17 protein-coding genes are annotated in these 16,782 nt (G+C 66.4%); 10 read left to right on the plus strand and 7 right to left on the minus strand.

The features are described from left to right. The first annotated feature begins 70 nt into the window (after positions 1-70). Both ACFO0G_RS15535 and ACFO0G_RS15540 read left to right on the plus strand, forming a co-directional pair. On the plus strand, positions 71-394 hold the full coding sequence (locus tag ACFO0G_RS15535; RefSeq protein WP_376978745.1) for a hypothetical protein: 324 nt from the start codon (positions 71-73) through the stop codon (positions 392-394). A 29-nt stretch (positions 395-423) separates the two neighbouring features. Beyond that, positions 424-1,473 carry an HNH endonuclease signature motif containing protein gene (locus tag ACFO0G_RS15540; RefSeq protein WP_376978747.1) on the plus strand — a complete coding sequence of 350 codons (1,050 nt, stop codon included), beginning with the start codon at positions 424-426 and terminating at the stop codon, positions 1,471-1,473. Positions 1,474-1,720: 247 nt separating this feature from the next. Here ACFO0G_RS15540 and ACFO0G_RS15545 read toward each other — a convergent pair whose 3' ends face one another. Further along, complete coding sequence (locus tag ACFO0G_RS15545; protein WP_376978749.1) at positions 1,721-2,452, minus strand: alpha/beta fold hydrolase; 732 nt, start codon at positions 2,450-2,452, stop codon at positions 1,721-1,723. A gap of 73 nt (positions 2,453-2,525) precedes the next feature. On the opposite strand from ACFO0G_RS15545, the gene ACFO0G_RS15550 reads away from it, so the two are divergent. From ACFO0G_RS15550 to ACFO0G_RS15570, 5 genes are all read left to right on the plus strand, one after another. Further along, on the plus strand, positions 2,526-3,239 hold the full coding sequence (locus ACFO0G_RS15550) for a helix-turn-helix transcriptional regulator (protein ID WP_286401345.1): 714 nt from the start codon (positions 2,526-2,528) through the stop codon (positions 3,237-3,239). Positions 3,240-3,354: 115 nt separating this feature from the next. Continuing rightward, positions 3,355-4,212: an IclR family transcriptional regulator gene (locus tag ACFO0G_RS15555; protein WP_286401347.1), complete on the plus strand. Its 858-nt coding sequence runs from the start codon at positions 3,355-3,357 to the stop codon at positions 4,210-4,212. Positions 4,213-4,338: 126 nt separating this feature from the next. Beyond that, the gene (locus ACFO0G_RS15560) at positions 4,339-6,036 is read left to right on the plus strand and encodes a urocanate hydratase (RefSeq protein WP_376978752.1); all 1,698 of its coding nucleotides are present in this window, start codon (positions 4,339-4,341) and stop codon (positions 6,034-6,036) included. A gap of 100 nt (positions 6,037-6,136) precedes the next feature. Then, complete coding sequence (gene hutH, locus ACFO0G_RS15565) at positions 6,137-7,729, plus strand: histidine ammonia-lyase (RefSeq protein ID WP_286401352.1); 1,593 nt, start codon at positions 6,137-6,139, stop codon at positions 7,727-7,729. Between the two features lie 129 nt (positions 7,730-7,858). Further along, positions 7,859-8,104: a hypothetical protein gene (locus tag ACFO0G_RS15570; RefSeq protein WP_286401355.1), complete on the plus strand. Its 246-nt coding sequence runs from the start codon at positions 7,859-7,861 to the stop codon at positions 8,102-8,104. Between the two features lie 111 nt (positions 8,105-8,215). Here the strand turns inward: ACFO0G_RS15570 and ACFO0G_RS15575 are convergent, their stop codons facing one another. After that, positions 8,216-8,476: a hypothetical protein gene (locus tag ACFO0G_RS15575; protein ID WP_286401357.1), complete on the minus strand. Its 261-nt coding sequence runs from the start codon at positions 8,474-8,476 to the stop codon at positions 8,216-8,218. Positions 8,477-8,668: 192 nt separating this feature from the next. Between ACFO0G_RS15575 and ACFO0G_RS15580 the strand changes: the two genes are divergently transcribed. Next, on the plus strand, positions 8,669-9,559 hold the full coding sequence (locus tag ACFO0G_RS15580; RefSeq protein WP_286401360.1) for a fumarylacetoacetate hydrolase family protein: 891 nt from the start codon (positions 8,669-8,671) through the stop codon (positions 9,557-9,559). 41 nt (positions 9,560-9,600) lie between these two features. On the opposite strand, the gene ACFO0G_RS15585 is transcribed toward ACFO0G_RS15580, so the two are convergent. From ACFO0G_RS15585 to ACFO0G_RS15600, 4 genes are read right to left on the minus strand one after another with little or no spacing between them, the layout of a single operon-like run. After that, positions 9,601-9,993, minus strand: coding sequence for a universal stress protein (locus ACFO0G_RS15585; RefSeq protein ID WP_286401362.1), 393 nt, complete (start codon positions 9,991-9,993; stop codon positions 9,601-9,603). Next, positions 9,990-11,579, minus strand: a complete 1,590-nt coding sequence (locus tag ACFO0G_RS15590; protein ID WP_286401365.1) for a tripartite tricarboxylate transporter permease — start codon at positions 11,577-11,579, stop codon at positions 9,990-9,992. Before ACFO0G_RS15590 ends, ACFO0G_RS15585 begins: the two co-directional genes overlap by 4 nt. After that, positions 11,580-12,083 (minus strand): tripartite tricarboxylate transporter TctB family protein, encoded by a 504-nt coding sequence (locus tag ACFO0G_RS15595; RefSeq protein ID WP_286401367.1) that lies wholly within the window; start codon positions 12,081-12,083, stop codon positions 11,580-11,582. Then, the gene (locus ACFO0G_RS15600) at positions 12,080-13,090 is read right to left on the minus strand and encodes a Bug family tripartite tricarboxylate transporter substrate binding protein (RefSeq protein ID WP_376978757.1); all 1,011 of its coding nucleotides are present in this window, start codon (positions 13,088-13,090) and stop codon (positions 12,080-12,082) included. The genes ACFO0G_RS15595 and ACFO0G_RS15600 overlap by 4 nt, the downstream gene beginning before the upstream one ends. Positions 13,091-13,408: 318 nt before the next feature. Between ACFO0G_RS15600 and ACFO0G_RS15605 the strand changes: the two genes are divergently transcribed. Beyond that, positions 13,409-14,989 carry a sensor histidine kinase gene (locus tag ACFO0G_RS15605; RefSeq protein WP_376978947.1) on the plus strand — a complete coding sequence of 527 codons (1,581 nt, stop codon included), beginning with the start codon at positions 13,409-13,411 and terminating at the stop codon, positions 14,987-14,989. Then, on the plus strand, positions 14,986-15,651 hold the full coding sequence (locus ACFO0G_RS15610) for a response regulator (protein ID WP_286401373.1): 666 nt from the start codon (positions 14,986-14,988) through the stop codon (positions 15,649-15,651). The genes ACFO0G_RS15605 and ACFO0G_RS15610 overlap by 4 nt, the downstream gene beginning before the upstream one ends. A 25-nt stretch (positions 15,652-15,676) precedes the next feature. Here the strand turns inward: ACFO0G_RS15610 and hutG are convergent, their stop codons facing one another. Next, a complete protein-coding gene (gene hutG, locus ACFO0G_RS15615; protein ID WP_286401375.1) occupies positions 15,677-16,630 on the minus strand; it encodes a formimidoylglutamase in 954 nt (317 codons plus the stop codon). Between the last annotated feature and the right edge of the window lie 152 nt (positions 16,631-16,782).

The following is a 16,782-nucleotide window of genomic DNA, read 5'->3' on the forward strand; positions in this document are numbered from 1 at the left end:
GAACTGCAGGGGGCCTGGCGGCCGGCAGCCCCGGAGTCGGAATGTCAGTGGGTCAATGGATGATAGGGGTATGGCAAGCGGCAGCGGTGTTGGGGCGGTTTTGGAAGGTGTTCATGCCTCTGTTGCTGCCCTCGCTGCCCTGGAGTTCGAGGACGCTTCCCTGGCTTCCGGCGCCTGCATTGGTACAGGCATTGACGTGCTGCAGCGGCGGTATGAGCTGTGCCTGGAAGGGTTGGAGCTGACAGCCCGTCTGGAAGCGCGGTTGGCGGCGCTAAAGTCCCGGCAGGCCGCCCGGGCCGTCGAGTTTCAGCAGGCCATGACCCCGCCTGACGCCTCCCTGCACGACCGCACCTACGCGGAGATGTCCGTGGTGGAGGAGATCGCGGGGTCCTGACCATCAGCTCCGCCGCGGCCGGGGCTCTTGTGGATCAGTCCCGGAAGGTTTGCTCCCTCCCGCCCGTGTTCGAGGCCCTGGCTGCCGGTGACATGTCCTGGCAGCACGCGAAGGTCATCGTCGATGAAACCGAAGGCCTAACTCCTGAGGGTGCGGTGAAGTTGGTGGCGCATTTCTTCGACCCCGACGCACCCCACCCCGCCCGCGGCGCAGTCCCGGGTGAACTCGTCCCCTCCCGGTTCCGGGCCAAGGTCCGTGGCTGGCGCGAACGCCACCACCCCGAATCCATCGAAAAACGCCACACCAAAGGTTATGCCGACCGGCGCATGGAATACAGCCCGGACAAGGACGGCATGGCCTGGGTCTCGCTCTACCTCCCTGGCGACACCGCCTGCGCCATCTGGAACCGCACCACCGCCACCGCCCGCGGCCTCCAAGGCCCCGACGAACCACGCACCATCACCCAACTCCGCCCCGACATCGCAGCATCCCTGCTCCTCGGATCAGGAACAGCAAGCGAACTCGGCGAAGTACCCACGCCGCGGGCCGATGTCCTGGTCATGGTGCCGGTACTCTCCCTGCTGGGTGCGACGGATGAGCCGGCGGTACTGGACGGCATGGGACCAATCCCGGCGTCCATGGCCCGGAAACTCGTCGCCGACGGGGCCGACTCCTTCTACCGGGTCCTGGTCGACCCCAGGGACGGGGCACCGCTGGAAATCGGCAGGAAGAACTACCGGCTGACGGAGACCATCAAACGCTGGATCAGGATGCGCGACACCAAATGCACCTTCCCCGGCTGCACCAACCACACCCCCGACAACGAAACCGACCACCTCCAAGCCTGGGAACACGGCGGCACCACCGGCACCACCAATCTGGCCCAACTCTGCCCCAAACATCACCGGCTCAAACACCACAGCCCATGGACGCCAGGTACGGCCACCAACAATGACCCACCCGGCTGGACCTCACCCACCGGCCGCCACTACAAACCCGAACACCCAGACACCGAACCAACACACTGGCCACAATGGCTCCTGGCGTTGTTCGGCGACACCTCGGAACGGGAGACCTAAACACGGGCACTGGAGTGGCCGGACGTGTACGTACCCGAACACCCCGGCTTGCTTGAGGAGCTAGGCGTCCCCGACGACCCCGGCCCCTGGAACTACCAACTCCCCGCCGATCCTTTTCCGGAGTGGAACTTGTTTTTGGACTTCGACGAGCTGAGGGCACCAGCGCTCCCGGGCGCCACGTAGGTGTTCTGATGGAACAGGGCCGGGCCAGCTGGATTCGGCTGCCCCTACATGTTGCGCGTGCAGCTCAGTTGGTTCGAAAAGCCTCTGACTGAATGGCCTTGGCGAGGTCCCGGGGACTGCTCCACATTGGCCAATGGCCCGTCGGGAGATCAATGACGTCGAGGTGTTCCAGGTTCGCGACTTCAGCGAACATAGGATGACCGGTTTGGGCCAGCTCCAGCACCTGGGCGCTGGGGATTGAGCAACAGATCAGGGTTGTCCGGACTTTGCGGCGGCCGCCGTTGGTGAGCTCGATGGGTTGACGAAGCACGGGGCCGGGCTCAGGGACGGCCCGGGCCCGAAACTGCTCGAGGACCTCTGCGCTCAGGCCTTCGAGGCTTGCCTGCTGTGCAAGGACGTCGAAGGGCGGCAGTGGAAGCTCCTCCAACTCCTCCGGGAGGTCTGGGGCGAAGACACTTCCCGTCGCCGCCGGGCCGGAGTCGACCCACACTACCCGGTGGACAAGCTCAGGGTGTCGGTCCATAACGAGGCTGACGGGCGCGTTAGCCCCGCTGTGGGCGACGAGAATTGCAGGCTGATTGCCGTGTTCAGTGATGACACCCAGGATCGCGTCAGCCTGGGCGTCCAAGGTCCTACTTGAACGCTCCGGATCGTCCGCGTCAAGGCCGGGCAGCGTCATCGCCAGAGCATGGAGGTGGTGGTTATCCAGGTGTTCAAGAACGTCATCCCACGCCCAGGCGCCAAGCCAGTGGCCAGCGATGAGAATGATGGTCGGACTGCTCGTAGCGGTTGTCATGCCACAACTTTCGCAGGCGCGGTGGACAACGCTATGTCACTATTTATGTCATGAATTTGCGTGGGTTTGAGCTGTGAAGCGGGCGGAACGGCTCCATGCGCTATCGGAGATGTTGCGCCGCAGCGGCGCGAGGGGTGTCTCCGCCGAACAGTTGGCGAGAGAGTTCGAGGTGTCTGTGCGCACCGTTAAGAGGGATCTCGATGCGCTGGAGAACAGCGGTGCGCCTCTTTGGTCACGTCCAGGTCCAGGTGGTGGGTACGGGTTGGCAATCGGTTCCTCCCTTCCGCCCGTCAGCCTGTCTCCGGCGCAGGCTGTTGCACTCATGGCGGCTGTGTCCGCTGCGTCGGATGCCCCCTACGCTGACCTGGCAGCAGCTGGTATCCGGAAAATCCTGGACGTCCTCGATCCCAGGACCCGGGCAAGAGCGGACGATCTGGCCCGCCGTGTGTGGGTTAACTCGCTTCCCTCGACCTCGCGCGCGACCAAATCGGCGTTGGAGGAAGCGATGTCCGAACAGCGGGTAATCCGCATTGTCTACACCTCGGGAGAAGGGGCCACAACAACCCGTGATGTGGAGCCCGTGCTGTTCGCCTCCACGAACGGCCAGTGGTACTTAGTTGGATGGTGCCTGATGCGCGACGCAATGAGATGGTTTAGCGTGTCGCGTGTCCAGCAGGCCACCGTAACTAAGACCGCCTGCAGCGGCCACACTATCGACGAGGTCGGAGAACCCCCAGCGAACGCCAGACCGGTGAACGGTGGCGCTCACCAGAAGAGCGGTAGCTAGCGCGTCTGGTATTACAGACAACTGACCAGGATTGGGGGTCGTCAACGCCTGCCAGCGGCCGCAAGCTTAAGTACGGGATACCGGACAGAGCTAGCCAGAAAGATCCTTCCACTCCATGAGCACTGCACTAGGCGCCGCAACACGAGGCGCTCCAACACCCAACACCGAAACGCAGGCGTCCCGCGCGTCGGCCAAGGCGTCGTCGAAAGTTCCTGCCGCCGAAAACACCCTGCGCATCCTCAAGCTGCTGGCTTCGCGGCGGGGTCCAATGGCGGCGTCACAGATCGCTTCCAGCCTGGACCTGCCGCGGTCAAGCGTCTATCACCTGCTGGGGGTGATGGAGGCCAACGGCTTCGTGCTGCATCTCCACGAGGAGCAACGGTACGGGCTGGGCATCAGTGCCTTCGAGCTGAGCTCTGCCTACTCCCGGCAGGAGCCGTTGTCGCGCCTCGGCCGGCCCCTGCTTGCGGGCCTCGTGGACACGATTGGCGAGAGCGCGCACCTCGCCGTGCTGCACGGGCGGGATGTGCTCTACATCGTGGAGGAGCGGGCCAAGAACCGGCCGTCCCTGGTGACCGACGTCGGCGTCCGCCTTCCCAGCCACCTCACCGCCAGCGGCCGCGCCATCCTGGCCGCCCTCCCCAAATCCCAGGTGCGTGCGCTCTATCCCAACGCCGCGGCCTTCACTGCCCGCCACGAAGTGGAGGGAGCCATCATGAAGTACTCGGCCCTGTCCTCCCACCTGGACCAGGTCCGGCAGCGCGGGTACGCCACCGAGCATGGCGAAGTGACCCCGGGCTTCGGCTCCATCGCCGCCGCTGTCACGGATCATCTTGGGTGGCCCACGGCCGCCGTCGCGGTCACCTTCCTGGAGGACAAGCTGCCCGCGGAGGAGTGGCCGGTGCTGGCTGCCCGCGTCCAGAAAGTGGCAGATGAACTCTCTGTGCGCATTCACGGCCGCCCCGTCAAATAACCTCCGGCACTCGTCTGGAATACCGGACACAACAACGACGAAAGCCCTGTGGCGGCCCTGGCCGAGGGGCTTTAGTTGATACAGAACTTCTTTCCCCATCCAGATAATCACCAGAAGGAGCCCATCATGGCACCCGCCGATTTCACCACCGGTGCCCGCCCGGTCAAAGCAGCCCGCGGCACCGAGCTCACCGCAAAGTCCTGGCAGACCGAAGCGCCTCTGCGCATGCTGATGAACAACCTGGACCCCGAGGTAGCCGAACGCCCCGATGACCTTGTGGTCTACGGCGGCACCGGGCGCGCCGTCCGTTCCTGGGCCGCGTTCGACGCCATTACCCGCACCCTGGAAACCATGGAAAAGGACGAAACCCTCCTGGTCCAGTCCGGAAAGCCTGTCGGCGTCTTCCGCACCAACGAATGGGCCCCGCGCGTGCTCCTGGCCAACTCCAACCTGGTGGGCGACTGGGCCACCTGGCCCGAATTCCGCCGCCTCGAGGCCGAGGGCCTGATGATGTACGGCCAGATGACGGCCGGTTCCTGGATCTACATCGGCACCCAGGGCATCCTGCAGGGGACCTTCGAAACATTCGCCGCGATCGCCCGCAAGCTGACCGGAGACGAGAACGGCACCCTTGCCGGCACGCTGACCCTCACCGGAGGGTGCGGCGGCATGGGCGGTGCCCAGCCGCTGGCCGTCACCCTGAACGAAGGTGCCTGCCTGATCGTCGACGTCGACGAAAACCGCCTGCGCCGCCGTGCCGGCAAGCGCTACCTGGACGAAGTGGAAACAGACCTCGACGCCGCCATCGCCAAGGTGCTCAAGGCCAAGGAAGAGCGCCGCGGCTGGTCCGTGGGCTACGTGGGCAACGCCGCCGAGGTCTTCCCCGAGATCCTGCGGCGCCACAAAGCCGGTGAACTCGCCGTGGACATTGTCACTGACCAGACCTCCGCCCACGACCCCCTGAGCTACCTGCCCGAGGACATTTCCGTGGACGAGTGGCACCGCGAAGCTGAAGCGGATCCGGAAGGCTTCACCAAGAAGGCCCAGGCCTCCATGGCACGGCACGTCCAGGCCATGGTGGAATTCCAGGATGCCGGCGCCGAGGTCTTCGATTACGGCAACTCCATCCGTGACGAGGCCCGCAAGGGCGGCTACACCCGTGCCTTCGAATTCCCCGGCTTCGTACCCGCCTACATCCGGCCGCTGTTCTGCGAAGGCCTGGGTCCGTTCCGCTGGGTGGCCCTTTCCGGCGACCCTGAGGACATCCGCGTCACGGACGAAGCGATCAAGGAGCTCTTCCCCGAGAACAAGCACCTGCACCGCTGGATCGATGCCGCCCAGGACCGCGTGGAATTCGAAGGCCTGCCTGCGCGCATCTGCTGGCTGGGCTATGGCGAACGCGCCAAGGCCGGGCTGCTCTTTAACCAGCTCGTCAAGGAAGGCAAGGTCAAGGCCCCCATCGTGATCGGCCGCGACCACCTGGACTCCGGCTCCGTCGCCTCCCCGTACCGCGAAACCGAGGCCATGGCGGACGGTTCGGATGCCATCGCCGACTGGCCCATGCTGAACGCCCTGCTCAACACCGCCTCCGGTGCCACCTGGGTGTCCCTGCACCACGGCGGCGGCGTCGGCATCGGCCGCTCCATCCACGCCGGCCAGGTCTCCGTCGCCGACGGCACGGATCTCGCTGCGCAGAAGCTCGAACGCCTCCTCACGAACGATCCGGGCATGGGCGTCATCCGCCACGCGGACGCCGGCTACGAGCGAGCCCTCGACGTCGCCAAGGAACGCGGCGTCCGTATCCCCATGCAGGAATCCCGCTAACCGAGACCCAATTCCACATCGGTTGCTCCGTAGGCGCCGTTATGACCCCTCAAAAGGGCGCTTACGGAGCAATCGACGAGAAAAAAGTAGGAACCACCAAATGACTACGATTACCCATGAACCGCTCACCGTCACCCTTGGTCCGGCGGGCGTCACGCCCGAGGACGTGCTCGCCGTCGCACGCGGGGGAGCCAAGGTGACCATCGCGCCCGAAGCCCTGGAAACCGTCGCCAAGGTCCGCGCGCACATCGACGACCTCGCTTCCAGCGACGTCCCCGCCTACGGCATCTCCACCGGTTTCGGCGCCCTGGCAAACCGGCACATCCCCAACGAACTGCGCACCCAGCTGCAGAAGTCCCTGATCCGCAGCCACGCGGCCGGCATGGGCCCCGCCGTGGAGCGCGAAGTGGTCCGCGGCATCATGTTCCTGCGCGCCAAGACCCTCGCTTCCGGCCGCACCGGCGTCCGCCCCGTGGTCCTCCAGACCATGGTGGACGTGCTCAACGCCGGCATCACGCCGGTGGTCCGCGAATTCGGGTCGTTGGGCTGCTCCGGCGACCTGGCCCCGCTTTCGCACTGCGCGCTGGTTTTGATGGGGGAAGGCGAAGCGGAAGGGCCCGACGGCGTCACGTACGGTGGGCGCGGAGAGCGCCCTGTCGCTGAGCTGCTTGCAGAACACGGCATTGAGCCGGTCATCCTCGCCGAGAAGGAAGGCCTGGCGCTGGTCAACGGTACCGAGGGCATGCTGGGCATGCTCCTGATGGCCATCGCGGACCTCCGGCGGCTGCTGACGACGGCGGACATCACCGCCGCGCTCAGCGTCGAGGCGCTGCTGGGAACCGACCAGGTGTTCCTGCCAGAACTGCACGCCGCGCTCCGGCCACACCCGGGCCAGGCGGCCAGCGCGGACAACATGCTGCGCGTTCTCTCGGATTCCCCGATCGTCGCCTCGCATAGGGTGGGGGACTCCCGGGTGCAGGATGCCTACTCGCTGCGCTGCGCCCCGCAGGTGGCCGGTGCCGTCCGCGACACCGTTGACCATGCGGAGTTGGTGGCAACCCGGGAACTGGCGGCAGCCATCGACAACCCGGTCGTCCTGCCGGACGGCCGCGTCAGCTCGAACGGCAACTTCCACGGTGCCCCGGTTGCGTACGTCCTGGACTACCTGGCCATCGCCGTCGCGGACCTGTCCTCCATCGCCGAACGCCGCACCGACCGGATGCTGGATCCCGCCCGGTCCCACGGTCTCCCCGCCTTCCTCGCCGCGGACCCGGGAGTGGACTCCGGCCTGATGATTGCCCAGTACACCCAGGCCGGCCTGGTCTCGGACAACAAACGCCTGGCCGTTCCGGCCTCGGTGGACTCCATTCCGAGCTCGGCGATGCAGGAAGACCACGTGTCCATGGGCTGGCACGCGGCGCGGAAGCTGCGCAAGGCCGTGGAGAACCTCCGCCGGGTCCTGGCCATCGAACTGGTGACCTCGGCGCGGGCGCTGGATATCCGGACGCAGCTCTCGGGCGGCGTCCTGACGCCGGGGCCGGCAGGCGCCGCCGTTGTCGCTGCCCTGCGCGACGTGGTGGAGGGGCCAGGGACGGACAGGTTCCTGTCTCCGGAACTGGAAGCGGCGGACCGGCTGGTCGCCTCAGGTGAGGTGCGCCGGGCAGCCGAATCCGCCGTCGGGCCCTTGGCCTGACACCGAAGGATCTTCAGGGGCTGCAGGGCACGCGCCCAAAAGGCGGGAGTGTAGTAGAACTGAAGGTGTAGTGAAAGTCACATCAAAGAGGCTGTGGCAGCAGAACGATACAAAGGGGTAGAAGTTCAAATGAAAGCACGTGGGGCAGTCCTGTCGAGGCGCAATGCCCATTCCGCCGCGGTATCCAACTGGAAGTCGCTCCAGGCCGGGGACCGCGTCGAGATCATCAAGCATGCGCAGGTGGTGGCAGCCGGGGAAGTGGAAGAGGTGTCCCAGAGCGGCAACGTCCTCTGGCTGGTTCCGGCGGGTCCGACAGGTCCTGCAGAGAAGCAGCTTTTCCTAAAGTCTGACGGCGTCGAGATTCGCCGCGGCTAGTCCCGCCAAGAGCAAAAAACCCCGCACCGCCAACCGGCGTGCGGGGTTTTTGTTGCCACCACGAGGGGAGGCGGAGGGAAGGTGCCGGCACTGACGAACAGGCGGCCCGGATCAGGCCGCGAAGGACTCGTAGGTTTCGCCGAACGGTACCGATTCATCCAGGGCTACGGTGTAGCTTCCCGGGTGCAGCCTGGTGACCAGGATGCCGCAGGCGGCGTCCTTGGCCGCAACGTCAATCAGCTGCGCGACGGCCTGTTCCAGTCCGGCGTGGACCTCGGCGGCGCTGGAAAACTCCAGGCTGATTGACCGCGTCGCGGATCCTTCGGTGGTCTTGGCAGCGGCGGGGACGCGCTCCAAAATGGCTGTAGTCATGTACTGAACTTTCTGTGTTTCGTGCCAAGATGGCTCCCACATTCTACCGACTGATCCGGCGATATGTCAGATGTCTGCTCTTAGGAGGGCGGTCACAAAGCGTCCGTTCGCGGCCCAGGCAGCAGATCGAGGACCATGGAAACGGGCCACCACCGGCCCAACGACCCACCAAGACCCTGAGGAGAATTCGGTATGAAAATCATGCGCCTGGGCGATGTCGGCAACGAACAGCCAGCCGTACTGGTCCCCTCAGTGGACGGAACTGACCGGTGTTTCAGCCTGCTGCCCATTACCCGTGACGTGGACGGGGCATTCCTTGCTTCCGGCGGCCTGGACAAGGCCCGGAAGGCATTGGAGGCGGGGGAGCTGCCGGAGATCATGGACGCCCATTCACTCCGCATTGGTTCACCCGTGGCCCGCCCCGGCTCCGTCGTGGGAATCGGAATGAACTACGCCGCCCACGCCGCGGAATCCGGGGCAGAGCCGCCCACCATTCCTGTCGTGTTCCTCAAGCCGAGCAATACCGTCACCGGCCCCTGCGACCCCGCCCCGATGCCCCCGCGCTCCACCCAGTACGACTGGGAAGTGGAACTGGGCATCGTTATCGGGAGGGAAGCGAGTTACCTCCGCTCCACTGATGAAGCGGCAAGCTGCATCGCCGGCTACGTCACGGCCAACGATTTCTCCGAGCGTGAATACCAGCTGCCCGGGGCGGCAGGGCAGTGGACCAAGGGCAAATCGCTTCCCGGGTCAACCCCCCTGGGCCCGTGGCTGGTTCCGGCAGAAGAGATCGACGGCGGCAACCTGCGGCTGCGCAGCTGGGTGAACGGTGAGCCGCGGCAGGATTCAACATCAGCTGAGCTCATCTTTGACGCCGCCACACTGGTCCACCACTGCAGCCAGTACATGCGGCTGGAACCGGGCGACGTGATCCTCACCGGAACCCCGCAGGGTGTGGCCCTCTCCGGCCGCTTCCCCTACCTCCAGCCGGGTGACGTGGTGGAGGTCGAGGTGGAAGGCCTGGGCCGCCAGCGCCAGGAGTTGTTCCGGACGCCGGCGGCCAGTACGGCCCAGCCGGCCTGACTCAGCCGTACTGACTCGGCGGGCTGGCTCGGCGGCCTGGCTCAGCTGGCCTTGACGGCCAGGACCGGGCAGTCCGCCTCCAGCAGGATGCGCTGGGACGTGCTGCCCATGATCAGTTTGCCCACCGGGGTGCGGCGGCGCAGGCCAATCACGATGAGATCGGCTTTATGTTCCTCGGCCGCGTCCAGGACCTCGGCCGCGGCGTCATGGCCCCGGACCGGCCGCTTGATCAGGTACTGGATGCCCTGGCTGGCCAGCCGCTGCTCAATGTCCTGGATCTCGCCTTCGGGTGCGAAGCGGTTGTCCACCGCTGCCTCGCCCTTCGACGAGTTGATCAGCACCAGCGTGCTGTTGTTCTTCCGGGCTTCGGTGATGGCCTGGGTCAAGGCAGCTTCGCCTTCGGGGGTGGGGACGTATCCCACAACAACGGTCATGGTCGCTCCTTATGGTCGGAATAAACGGCATCGTGGTTCGAGTGGACCGTATCATCGGGTTCCGTGGCAAGGGCCGATGCCCCGGCGGCAGGAGCAGCAGCGGGCCGGTTGCGCCGGATCAGCTTGTAGGCGAAGGGCCACAACAGGATGAGGGCAATGATGACGTAGATGACGACGGCGATCGGCTCACCAAAGAGCCCTGCCGGATCACCCGCGCTCAGCTGCAGGGTCTTACGTAGCTGCCCCTCGATCCTCGGTCCCAGGATCACGCCGAGGATCAGCGGCAGCACGGGAAGCCCGAAGCGCCGCATCATGAACCCGAGGGCGCCCAGGACCAGCAGGATCACCAGGTCGAACGCCTGCAGGTTCACCGAGTAGGCGCCCAGCGTGGCGAAGAACAGGATGCCGGCGTACAGGTACGGGCGGGGGAGCTGCAGCAGCTTGGCCCACATCGGCGCCAGCGGCAGGTTGATGATCAACAGCAGGAGGTTACCGATGAAGAGGCTGGCGATCAGCGCCCACACCAGGGGACCCTCGCTGGTAAAGAGCTGCGGGCCCGGCTGGATGCCGTAGGACGTGAAGGCAGCGAGCATCACGGCCGCCGTGGCGTTGGTGGGCAGGCCCAGGGCCAGCATGGGAGTCAGGGTGCCGGCGGCGGCAGCGTTGTTTGCTGCTTCCGGGCCGGCAACACCTTCAATGGCTCCCTTGCCGAACTCTTCAGGGTGCTTGCTGAGGCGCTTTTCCGTGACATAGGACAGGAAGGTGGGGATCTCGGCACCACCGGCCGGCAGCGCACCGAACGGGAAGCCGAAAGCGGTCCCGCGCAGCCACGGCTTCCAGGAACGCTTCCAGTCGGACTTGCCCATCCAGGGCTGCCCCACGGGGATGGCGTGCAGTGGGGTCCGGCGAAGGTGCGCCGCCACCCAGAGGGCCTCGCCCACGGCGAAGATGGCCACGGCAACCACCACGATGTCCAGGCCGTCCGCGAGGAGCGGCTGGCCGAACGTCAGACGGCGCTGGCCAGTGACCGAGTCCATGCCCACCAGGCCGATGGCCAGGCCAAGGCCCAGGGAGGCGAAGCCGCGCAGCCGCGACGAACCGAGCACGGCCGTGACGGCCAGCAGGGCGAGGACCATGATGGCGAAGTAGCTGGGGGCGCCGAGGCTGACGGCGAACTTCACCACGATCGGTGCGCAGACGGCCAGCAGCGCCGTGCCAATGGTGCCGGCAACGAACGAGCCGATGGCCGCCGTCGCAAGCGCCTGTGCCGCCCGGCCCGCCTTGGCCATCTTGTTGCCCTCAATGGCGGTAACCACAGAGGAAGACTCGCCGGGGGTGTTGAGGAGAATGGAGGTGGTGGAGCCGCCGTACATGCCGCCGTAGTAGATGCCGGCGAACATGATGAAGGCACTGGTGGGTTCCAGGGCGTAGGTGACGGGAAGCAGGAGGGCGACGGTCATGGCCGGGCCCAGGCCGGGGAGGACGCCGACGGCGGTGCCCAGGATGACACCGATGACGGCGTACAGGAAATTCATGGGGGTGAGGGCGGTGGCGAAGCCGTCCATCAGGGAGGACCAGACGTCCATTTAGAGGATTCCTTCCAGGAGGCCGGCCGGCAGCGCGATGCCCAGGCCGAGGTAGAAGCCGTAGAAGGTCAGCAGGGACAGTGCCACGGAGATCAGTCCGTCCCGGATGTAGCGGCGGCTGCCGAGGGCCAGGACGCTGCCCCAGAACAGGACGGTCCCGGAGATTACCCAACCGGCCCAGTCGATGAGCAGGATGTTCGCAATAAACGCACCTGCCAGCGGCAGGATGGTCTTCCAGTCGGCGGGGTGGTCCAGGTCCACGTCCTCGCCGCCCTCGGCCTCGCCCTTGCCGCCGCGCAGCACGTTGATGGCCAGCAGGACTGCGCAGACCACCAGCATTCCGGCCACGATGAACGGAACAGTTTTTGGCCCTACCGGGTCCGACTTCGAATACGGGGTTACCAGGCCGTTGGCGTCCAGGAAGACGACGACGCCGGCCGCCCCGAGCAGGAGTGCGACTCCCAGCTCGGAGCGGCCCTTGAGACCTGTGGTCAGGGACGTCACGCCAACCCAAGCTTGGTGAGGACGTCCGCCACCCGCTTGTCCTGCTCGGTGAGGAAGGTCTTGAACTGGTCACCGGTGATGAAGGCGTCGGTCCAGCTGTGGGTCTTCAGCGCTTCCTTCCAGCCGTCGGTGCTGTGCATCTTCTCCAGGGCGGCGATCAGGGCTTCCTTATCCTTGTCGCTGATGCCCGGAGGGGCCACGACGCCGCGCCAGTTGGTGAACACCAGGTCGATATTGGATTCCTTCAGCGTGGGTGCGTCCACACCGTCCAGCCGCTTCTCGCCGCTGGTGGCCAGGACGCGGACCTCGCCGGATTCGATCTGCTTCAGGTACTCGCCGGCGCCGGAGGCAGCGAAGCCCAGCTTGTTGCCCAGGATCGCGGGCAGGAGGTCGCCACCGCCGTCGTAGGCCACGTAGTTGACCTTGGTGGCATCGATGCCCACGGCACCGGCCAGTTGCATGGGGAGCAGGTGGTCGGGACCGCCGGGGGAGGAGCCGCCGCCCACGGCGATGGAGCCGGGATCTGCCTTCCAGGCCTTCACCAGGTCGTCAATGGTCTTGTAAGGCGAATCCTTGCTGACCATGATGGCGCCGGGTTCCTCGATGAGGCGGGCCAGCGGGGTGGTGGAGGTCAGCTTGGACTCGGATTTGTTGGTGTAGCTGGCGCCTACAACGCCCAGGCCCATGAGCATGGCCAGGTCCCCGTTGCCCTTTTCGTTGACGATGCGGGCCAGGCCCACGGTGCCGCCGGCGCCGGCCAGGTTGAAGACCTCGGTGTTGGTGGAGATCTTCGCGTCGTCCAGGACCTTCGCGGCGGCGCGGGCGGTGGTGTCGTAACCGCCGCCGGGGGAGTTGGGGACCATGATCTGCAGGCCGGTGATGGGCCCGGCGGCGGCGCCGGTGCTCTCCGAGCCAGTGGAGCTCTTGCCGGTGGCACCGCAGCCGGTGGCCATCAGGGCGATGCCGGCAGCAACGGCGGCAATTCGCAATGCGCGGATCTGGCGCATGTGTTCCTCTTCTCTCAAAACAAATCTGATCAGCATCAGTTGACTTGTGTTTCCGATGCCTTGCGGTTCCGATGCTAGGGGCGGCCGTGACGGCGATCACTCTTGTGTACGCAGAGAAAGTTGTGTTCATTGCGTTCACGTTTCCAAAACCCCACATCGCCCCTGCCCGGGCTTTGGGGGCGCGGCTTTGGGATATAGTTCCCGGTACACCCGGCCCTGCGCCCCTGCTGCTGCCCGCACTTTGCCCGCCAGCCCGCCGTGCCGGAGAACCCGCCCTGCCGCACCACCAGGAAGACCATTGTGACTCGACGACGAGGAATGTCCCTCGCGGGGCAATACCTGCTGCTGCAGTTGCTCATCGTCCTCGCGGTCCTGGTGGGCGTGGTGGCCATTTCCCTGGCCCAGTCCGCTGCCGCCTTCGAGCGCACTGAAGGCAGGCGGGCACTGTCCGCTGCAGAAGCCCTGGGCGGGAACCCGGTGGTGCGTGAACTCCTCCCCGAGTCCCAGGCGCGCGGCGGAGCCGTGCTGCCGGCAGTGGCGGAGTCGGTGCGCATTGTCTCGGGCTCCTCGAGGGTGGCGCTGGCCAGAATCGACCGGACAGTGGTGGCGTCCTCGGATCCCAGCCTGCTGGGAGAGCCGTTGGAGCTCGGCGCCAGCAGGGTGATGGAAGGCAGGGCATGGACCGGCGTGGTGGGCGGAACCCCTGCCCCGCTGCTGTCCGCGCACGTCCCGGTCCTGGACGACACCGGGCACATGATCGGGATCGCCTCCATCAGCCGCAGCTATCCCACCATGCTCGAGCGGTTGGGCGACGCCGTCCCCAACCTCCTGACGTACCTCGGCGTGGCCAGCGTCCTGGGTATCGCCGGGTCGCTGCTGCTGTCGCGGCGGGTGAAGCGGCAAACGCTGGGCATGGAACCGAGCGAAATCACCAGCCTGGTGGAAAACCGCGAAGCCATGCTGCACGGCCTCAAGGAAGGTGTGGTGGCGCTGGACCTGCACGACCGGATTACGGTGGCCAACCACAGTGCGCGTGCCCTGCTCGGCCTCCCGCCCGACTGTGTGGGCAAGCGTTTGGCGGGACTCGCCGTCGAACCTGCCCTGAAGGAAGTCCTCACCCACGAGCAGCCCGGGCCGGACCAGCTGGTGCTGGTGGGGGACCGGCTGGTGGTGATGAACCGGATGCCGTTCGAATCCCGTGGCCGCGTGATCGGCTCCGTCACCACTTTGCGCGACCGCACGGAACTTTCCGAGCTGGAGCAGGAACTGGGGACCACCCGCACCGCCACGGACACCCTCCGGGCGCAGGCCCACGAGTTCGCCAACCAACTGCACGTGATTTCCGGCCTGATCCAGATCGGCGAGTATGATTCGGTGGTCCAATTCGTCAACGGTGCCACCGTGGACCGGACCAGGCTCAACGATGAGGTGACGGGCCGGATCAAGGACCCGGCGCTCGCGGCCCTGCTGATCGCCAAGTCGAGCCTTGCCACCGAACGCGGGGCGGCCCTGCAGCTGGATCCCGACTCCATGCTGGACAAGATCGATGACGGGCTGTCCAGGGACCTCACCACCGTGGTGGGGAACCTCGTGGACAACGCGTTCGACGCCGTCACGGGCCTTCCACACGCAGCGGTCAGGGTGTTGGTGGATGGCAGGGCTGGTGAAGACGTGGTGGTGACGGTGCGGGACAACGGTCCCGGCGTTCCCGGCGGGTCCACCGACCGCATTTTCCGCCAGGGCTTCACCACCAAGGAACCGGGTCCCGCCGGCAGCCGCGGCTTCGGCCTGGCGCTGTCCCGGGTGGTTTGCCGCCGGACTGGCGGGAACCTGACCGTGGCCAACGATAATGGGGCTGTCTTTACCGCCGTGCTGAAACGAGGAACTACCCACCAATGATCAAGGTCCTGATCGTCGACGACGACTTCATGGTGGCCAAGGTGCATGCCGGCTTTATCCAGCGCACGCCGGGCTTCACCGTGGTGGGTGCGGCGCATACCGGCGCCCAGGCCCTCGCGGAAACGGGACGGCTCCAGCCCGACCTGGTGCTGCTGGACATCCACCTGCCGGACATCAACGGCCTGGACCTGATGCAGCGGCTGCGCGGCGTGGCCCCCGAACTGGACGTGCTGGTGATCAGCGCCGCACGGGAGGTCGAAACCGTGCGGAAAGCCCTGCGCGGCGGCATCGTCCACTATTTGATCAAGCCGTTTTCGCAAACGGACCTGCAGGAACGGCTGGAACACTACCGCAACGCCTACCAAAGCCTGGATGCGTCCAAGGACGTTGCCGAACAGTCTGACGTCAACCGGGTGTTCGGCCTGGACCGCGCCGAACGTCCTCTCCCCAAGGGCTGCAGCATCGAGACGCTGAGGCTGGTGGAGGCCGCGCTGAACGCGGCCACCGGCGACGTGTCCGCGGCGGAGGTAGCCGAGGAACTTGGGACCTCCCGGGTCAGCGCGCGCCGCTACCTGGAATACCTGCACGACGAGGGGACGCTGGACGTGCGGCTCAAGTACGGCGTGGGCCGTCCCGAGCGGCGGTACGCCCTGAAAGCCTGACCCTTTGCGGGAGGCACCTAGGCCGTCAGCGCAGCAGGGTGTCCACCAGCCGCGCCGCCGTCCGTGCCGTGCGGCCGTCAATGTCGAACGCAGGATTGAGTTCGGCCACGTCCAGGTGCAGCAGCTTGCCGCTTTGCGCCACCTGCCGGCACACCGCCGAAATGACGTGCAGCGGAACGCCGTACGCAGCGGGCGCACTGACCCCGGGCGCCACGGCGGCGGGTAGCACGTCCAGGTCGATGGTCAGGTACAGGACGTCGATGCCTGCCAGGAAGCCGCCCACGAAGTCCCGGACCCGGTCCGCGTCACAGTCCTCGTCGAGCAGGTATTGGACGCCGAGCTTTTGGGCGGTGTCGAAGAGGACCTGCGTATTGTTCGGCTCCGAGATGCCGACGACGGCGTAGCGGAATTCGCGGCCGGCGTCCGCCTCCGCGCGGGCCATCTGAAGGAACGGTGTCCCGGAGCTGGGGATGGGCTCGTCGCGGAGGTCGAAATGGGCGTCAAGGTTCAGGACGCCGAGGCGCTGCCCGCTTTGGACCGCCGTCGAGCCGGCGACCCCGAGGTAGCTGGCGTAGGCCGTTTCGTGGCCGCCGCCCAGCACGACAGTCTGGTGGCCGGCCTCGAGCAGGGCCGCCACTGCGCGGCCAAGCCGGTCCTGGCCCGCTTCCAGGTCTTGCCCGGACACCACCACGTCACCGACGTCGACCACCGCGCGGTCCAGGTGGAATGCCAGCGGGCCAAGGGCTTTCCGCAGGGCAGCCGGGGCCTCGCATGCTCCCGTGCGGCCCTTGTTGCGCCGCACGCCCTCATCGCTGGCGAAGCCCAGCAGGGCGGCAGGCTTCGCCGCCGCTTCTCCATTCCACGACTTACTGCCGGAGTTCACCGCCTGCCACCAGCGGCGGTGGCCGGGACCGTCGCCGTCGAACCTTCCTGTCCACGGCTGCGGCGGGACATCGACGGCGGGGAGCTGGAGAGACATGCTCCAAGCTCACCGCATGCCGGCCGCGAAAACCAGCAAGGCCGCCGTCGTCCTGTCCGGGATCCAAGAACCCGCACGGAAAGCAAGCCTTCGCGGGGAAGGGCGCGCCCGGTGGGGTACAGGGAATAGGGTGAGACCCAGTGGGTCCGTGG

Source organism: Arthrobacter sedimenti (assembly GCF_042652025.1).
In the GTDB taxonomy this organism is placed as follows: Bacteria; Actinomycetota; Actinomycetes; order Actinomycetales; family Micrococcaceae; genus Arthrobacter; species Arthrobacter sedimenti.

Excerpts from the sequence above, each read along its gene's own strand:
- hutH (WP_286401352.1), top strand. The coding sequence starts at position 6,137 with ATGACTACGATTACCCATGAACCGCTCACCGTCACCCTTGGTCCGGCG.
- ACFO0G_RS15560 (WP_376978752.1), top strand. The coding sequence starts at position 4,339 with ATGGCACCCGCCGATTTCACCACCGGTGCCCGCCCGGTCAAAGCAGCC.
- ACFO0G_RS15585 (WP_286401362.1), bottom strand. The coding sequence starts at position 9,993 with ATGACCGTTGTTGTGGGATACGTCCCCACCCCCGAAGGCGAAGCTGCC.
- ACFO0G_RS15535 (WP_376978745.1), top strand. The coding sequence starts at position 71 with ATGGCAAGCGGCAGCGGTGTTGGGGCGGTTTTGGAAGGTGTTCATGCC.
- ACFO0G_RS15590 (WP_286401365.1), bottom strand. The coding sequence starts at position 11,579 with ATGGACGTCTGGTCCTCCCTGATGGACGGCTTCGCCACCGCCCTCACC.
- ACFO0G_RS15605 (WP_376978947.1), top strand. The coding sequence starts at position 13,409 with ATGTCCCTCGCGGGGCAATACCTGCTGCTGCAGTTGCTCATCGTCCTC.
- ACFO0G_RS15610 (WP_286401373.1), top strand. The coding sequence starts at position 14,986 with ATGATCAAGGTCCTGATCGTCGACGACGACTTCATGGTGGCCAAGGTG.
- hutG (WP_286401375.1), bottom strand. The coding sequence starts at position 16,630 with ATGTCTCTCCAGCTCCCCGCCGTCGATGTCCCGCCGCAGCCGTGGACA.
- ACFO0G_RS15570 (WP_286401355.1), top strand. The coding sequence starts at position 7,859 with ATGAAAGCACGTGGGGCAGTCCTGTCGAGGCGCAATGCCCATTCCGCC.
- ACFO0G_RS15545 (WP_376978749.1), bottom strand. The coding sequence starts at position 2,452 with ATGACAACCGCTACGAGCAGTCCGACCATCATTCTCATCGCTGGCCAC.
- ACFO0G_RS15600 (WP_376978757.1), bottom strand. The coding sequence starts at position 13,090 with ATGCGCCAGATCCGCGCATTGCGAATTGCCGCCGTTGCTGCCGGCATC.
- ACFO0G_RS15555 (WP_286401347.1), top strand. The coding sequence starts at position 3,355 with ATGAGCACTGCACTAGGCGCCGCAACACGAGGCGCTCCAACACCCAAC.
- ACFO0G_RS15580 (WP_286401360.1), top strand. The coding sequence starts at position 8,669 with ATGAAAATCATGCGCCTGGGCGATGTCGGCAACGAACAGCCAGCCGTA.
- ACFO0G_RS15575 (WP_286401357.1), bottom strand. The coding sequence starts at position 8,476 with ATGACTACAGCCATTTTGGAGCGCGTCCCCGCCGCTGCCAAGACCACC.